This window comes from Microbacterium sp. Bi128, from assembly GCF_918698205.1.
Genome location: NZ_CAKKMM010001641.1, coordinates 1 through 1052, shown reverse-complemented (window position 1 = coordinate 1052; position 1052 = coordinate 1). Strand labels below are relative to the sequence as shown.

1 protein-coding gene is annotated in these 1052 nt (G+C 72.9%); it reads right to left on the bottom strand.

Annotated elements, in window-relative coordinates:
- Positions 1-320: 320 nt before the first annotated feature.
- The coding region (locus tag LQV45_RS35165; RefSeq protein ID WP_308288972.1) for a hypothetical protein at positions 321-1052 on the bottom strand (732 nt) is incomplete at its 5' end.

The following is a 1052-nucleotide window of genomic DNA, read 5'->3' as shown; positions in this document are numbered from 1 at the left end:
GTGCTGTGTCGCGCTCGGAGATGACCGCGGTGCCGCCGGGTAGATGGACCGTGGACCACGGCAGCTGCAGCCCATTAACCCGGCCCGCAACCGTGGGCTCACCCGCTGCCCCGGCCGTACCCGCTGCGCCGGTGGCAGTGCGGTCTCCCGGCTGAACCACGGGCGAGGTTGAGCCGCCGGTGCAGGCGCTCAAGAAAAACAGGACAACGGCAAGCGCCACGGCCCGGGCCGCTGCCCTGCCAGCGAAGCGCCTGCCGGTAAAACGCGGGAGTATCAAGGGACGCGTTGAGGGGGGATGGGTCGGCCGCCCGGACCGCCGGCTACTGCCGTGTCCGGCGCGGCGGCCGAAACCCGGCTGCTTCGGCGTGGGCCGGGGAGGCAAACCACACCTCAGCCCGGGTTTCTTCATACGCCGGGCTGGTCTCGTCGTGGTAGATCATTGACGAGGCATTGCCCTTGACTGTGAAACCCTCAGGGCCGCTTCCGTCAGCCGCCGGAGCCGCTGAGCCCTCGCCGTAGGGCTGCTCGGTGGCCAAGTGGCCGGTGGGCTCGGCCGTTTGGCTGGCGGAGGCCTCGGCCCCTGCCGGCGAGGCCGCCATCTGCGTCGTTTCCGTGTCAGCGGGACCTGCGGGCTGTGTCCCGGCGTCGGGCACTCCGGGCATCGCCGTGCCGATGGCGGTACCAGCGCCAGTGCTGGTTGAAGTGGCCGTGCCGGTAACGGTGTCCTCGTCGTCGGCCGGTTCCGCGGCTGCCGATTCCGCCCCGGGCAGAGTCGGCGCGTGGGGCTCAGTGTATTCGGGGTGGTGGACGGGCAGGCCTGCCGGTCCAGTCTCCGCAGCAGCGCCAAGCTCGGCGGCCGTCACGGCGTGCGCACCGCGGGCCGGCTCAGCGTGGGCGGCGGTGTGTGTCTCCGCCGGCGGGGCGGTCTCGGACCACTGGGTCTCCCACTCGGCATTGCCCGGGGCTCCCGTTGCTTCCGGGGCGGCCTCGGCGCCCGGCTCGATGGTCGGGGCCGCGGTGGCCGCTGCGGGCTCGGTCGCCTCGGGGGCAGC